This is a genomic window from Streptomyces sp. NRRL B-1347 (assembly GCF_000720325.1).
In the GTDB taxonomy this organism is placed as follows: Bacteria; Actinomycetota; Actinomycetes; order Streptomycetales; family Streptomycetaceae; genus Streptomyces.
Map to the genome: position 1 here is coordinate 1 of NZ_JOJM01000168.1, position 4,060 is coordinate 4,060.

The 4,060-nt window shown below is 71.0% G+C and carries 1 protein-coding gene; it reads left to right on the forward strand.

The annotated features are described in order from the left end of the window. Positions 1-49 precede the first annotated feature (49 nt). On the forward strand, positions 50-4,060 hold a 4,011-nt coding region (locus IG74_RS0144035), incomplete at its 3' end, for a beta-ketoacyl synthase N-terminal-like domain-containing protein (RefSeq protein ID WP_420710055.1).

Consider the following 4,060-nt stretch of genomic DNA (forward strand, 5'->3'; position numbering starts at 1 on the left):
GTTCCTGGACGGCCTGGCGTCGTGGCGGCGGGCTCAGGGGTTGCCGGGTGTGTCGATGGCGTGGGGTCTGTGGGCCGAGGCCAGCGGCATGACCGGACACCTCGGCGAGAGGGACCTGCGCCGGGTGTCGCGTTCCGGCCTGGTGCCGCTCTCCTCCCAGGAGGGGCTCGAACTGTTCGATGCGGCTCTGGTCGCGGACGAGATCGTGCCAGTTCCGGTGCGGCTGGACATCCCGGCGCTGCGTGCGCAGGGCGCCGAACTCCCCGCCCTCTTCCGCAGCGTCGTGCCCACCGTGACAGCGCGCCGTGCCGCGCGATCGGAGCAGGACGAGAGCCTTCCCGACGAACTGCGCCGACGCCTCGCGGGTCTGCCGCAGACAGCGCAGGATCAGATATTGCTGGAACTGGTCCGCGTGCAGACCGCAGCCGCCCTCGGGCACGCCACCGCCGAGACCGTCAGCACACGACGGCCGTTCAAGGAGCTCGGCTTCGACTCGCTGATGGGGGTCGATCTCAGGAATCGGCTCACCGCGGAGACCGGTCTGCGGCTGCCCGCCACGCTGGTTTTCGACTATCCGACCCCGATGGCACTCGTCGGCCACATCCGTGACGAAATCCTGGGCGGGGACAGCGCTGCCTCGTCGGCGGGCGCGGCCGCGGTGGCCGCGCCGGGCACGCCGGTGGACAGCGACCCCATCGTGATCGTGAGCATGAGCTGCCGCTTCCCGGGCGGGGTGCGGACCCCCGAAGAGCTGTGGCAGTTGGTCATGGCGGGCACGGATGCGATGTCCGAGTTCCCGTCCGACCGCGGCTGGGACCTTGATGGCCTGTACGACCCGGACCCCGACCGGGAGGGCACGTACTACGCGCAGAACGGCGGGTTCCTCTACGACGCGCACCAATTCGACCCCGCCTTCTTCGATATGAGTCCGCGTGAGGCGCTGGCGACCGACCCGCAGCAGCGGCTGCTCCTTGAGACCTCGTGGGAGGCGTTCGAGCGGGCCGGTATCGACCCCACGACCAAGCGGGGCAGCCGGTCCGGCGTGTTCGTGGGCGTGATGTACAACGACTACGGCACCCGGCTGCGGCAGGTTCCCGAGGGCTTCGAGGGGTCCCTCGGCAGCGGAAGCGCTGGAAGCGTGGCATCCGGTCGTATCTCGTACACGCTGGGTCTTGAGGGGCCCGCGGTGACGGTGGACACGGCGTGTTCGTCGTCGCTGGTCGCCCTGCATCTGGCCGCGCAGGCGCTGCGCCAGGGCGAGTGCGATTTGGCGCTCGCCGGTGGCGTCTCGGTGATGGCGACGCCCGGTGCGTTCGTGGAGTTCAGCCGTCAGCGTGGCCTGGCCCCCGATGGCAGGTGCAAGCCGTTCGCGGACGCCGCGGACGGTACGGGCTGGTCCGAGGGTGTGGGCATGCTGCTGGTGGAGCGGCTGTCCGACGCCCGCCGCAACGGCCACCCCGTGCTGGCGGTCGTCCGGGGTTCGGCGGTCAATCAGGACGGTGCGTCCAATGGTCTTACGGCGCCCAACGGTCCGTCGCAGCAGCGGGTGATCCGGCAGGCCCTGGCCAGCGCCGGGGTGTCGGCCGCCGACGTCCAGGTGGTGGAGGCGCACGGTACGGGTACGACGCTGGGTGACCCGATCGAGGCACAGGCACTGCTGGCCACGTACGGCCAGGGGCGCCCGGAGAATCTGCCGCTGTGGCTGGGATCGCTGAAGTCGAACCTCGGTCATACGCAGGCTGCGGCCGGTGTCGCCGGTGTCATCAAGATGGTGATGGCGATGCGGCACGGAGTGCTACCGCAGACCCTTCACGTGGATGAGCCGTCGACGCAGGTGGACTGGTCGGCGGGTGAAGTGCGGCTGCTGACGGAGTCCACCGCGTGGCCCGAGACCGGTCAGCCGCGCCGGGCCGGTGTCTCCGCCTTCGGCGTGAGCGGCACCAACGCCCACACCATCATCGAGCAGGCCCCACCGGTCGAGGATGAGGCGCAGCCCGCCCCGGTCGAGGATCACGGCATCGTGCCCTGGGCGCTTTCCGCCCGGAGCGCGGAGGCTCTGCGCGCCCAGGCCGAGCGGCTGCGGTCGTATCTGGTCGAGCGTGCCGAGCTGGGCGCGCTGGATGTGGGCTACTCGTTGGCGGCGACCCGCGCGGTGCATGAACACCGCGCGGTGATCGTGGGTGCCGACCGTGCGGAGTTGTTGCGCGGCGTCGAGGCCGTCGCATCCCGAGAGGTCGCCCCGGGCCTGGTTCAGGGCGTCGCGAACGCGTCGGGTGTGATGGCGTTCTTGTTCTCGGGTCAGGGTGCGCAGCGGCTTGGTATGGGTTGGGAGTTGTACGAGGCGTTCCCGGATTTCGCCCGTGCGCTGGACGAGGTGTGCGCGCACCTGGACGTCGTACTGGACCGTCCGCTGAAGGACGTGATGTTCGCGGCCGAGGGCAGCGCGGACGCCGAACTGCTGGACCGGACGGCGTTCACGCAGCCCGCGCTCTTCGCCATCGAAGTGGCGCTCTACCGGCTCCTGGAGCACTGGGGCATCACCCCGGACGTGCTCATCGGCCACTCCATCGGTGAGATCGCCGCCGCCCACGTGGCCGGAGTGTTCTCCCTGGAGGACGCGTGCACGCTGGTCGCCGCCCGTGGCCGGTTGATGCAGGCGCTGCCGGAGGGCGGCGCGATGGTGGCCGTCCAGGCATCGGAGGAGGAGATCGCCGGATCGCTCGCCGGTCGTGAGGCCGAGGTGAGCATCGCGGCCGTCAACGGCCCCACGGCCGTGGTCATCGCCGGTGACGAGGCGCCGGTGCTGGAGATCGCCGGACAGTGGGCGGAGCAGGACCGTAAGACCCGCCGCCTGCGCGTCAGTCACGCCTTCCACTCGCCGCGTATGGACGCCATGCTGGGGGACTTCCGCAAGGTCGTAGAGGGGCTGTCGTTCGCCCCGCCGACCATCGCGCTGGTCTCCAATGTGACCGGTGAGCCAGCGGGCACGGACGATGTGTGCTCGGCGGAGTACTGGGTGCGCCATGTGCGGCAGGCGGTGCGGTTCGCGGACGGGGTGCGGGCGCTGGAGAAGCTCGGAGTGACCTCGTTCCTCGAGGTGGGCCCGGACGGTGTGCTGTCCGCGATGGCGCAGGACTGCCTGATCGCGGGCGGGGCTTCGGTCTCGGTCGTGGCACCCGTTCTGCGCAAGGACCGCCCGGAGGTTCAGGCGCTGACGGCGGCGCTGGCCGAACTCCATGTACACGGTGTCGAGGTGGGCTGGGAGCAGGTCTTCGCCGGGCGCGGTGCGCGGACGGTGGAGTTGCCGACGTATGCCTTCCAGCGTCAGCGGTACTGGCTGGAGGACCACGCGGAGGCGTCGGCCGGCTCCGTGCCGGGTGGTTCCGCCGCGGTGGACAGCGTGGACGCGCGGTTCTGGGACGCGGTGGAGCGCGAGGACCTGGAGACACTGGCAAAGGCACTGGACGTCGACGGGAGCGGCTCGCTGGGCGAGTTGCGGCTGCTGGTGGTGCCCGCCGGGCTCGCGGACAGTGAGCTCACCGTCACGATCACGCAGGGGCTGGAGAAGTACGGTGCCCGTGTCGTACCGGTGGCGGTGGACGCGGGCACGGACCGCGACGTGCTCGCCCGGGCACTGCTGGCCGCGGTTGACGGCGAATCCGATGTCCGGCTGTTGTCGTTGCTCGCGTTGGACGAGGAGCCGATGGCCGGGCAGCCGGTGGTCGCCGCCGGACTAGCGCTGACTCTGTGGCTGGTGCAGACCGTGGCGGGGCTGGGCGTGCGCGCTCGGCTGTGGTGTGCCTCGCGGGGCGCGGTGTCGGTGGGCCGTTCCGACCGGCTCGCGAGCGCCACGCAGGCGCAGGTGTGGGGCCTCGGCGGAGTCGCGGCGCTGGAGCACCCGCAGATCTGGGGCGGGCTCGTCGATCTGCCCGAGACGCTGGACGAGCGCGCCGTGTCGCGGCTGGCCGGGGTGCTGTCCGTGGAGGGTGGCGAGGACCAGGTCGCGGTGCGTGGTTCGGGTGTGTTCGTCAAGCGGTTGGTGCGTGCTTCCGCGCTTGAG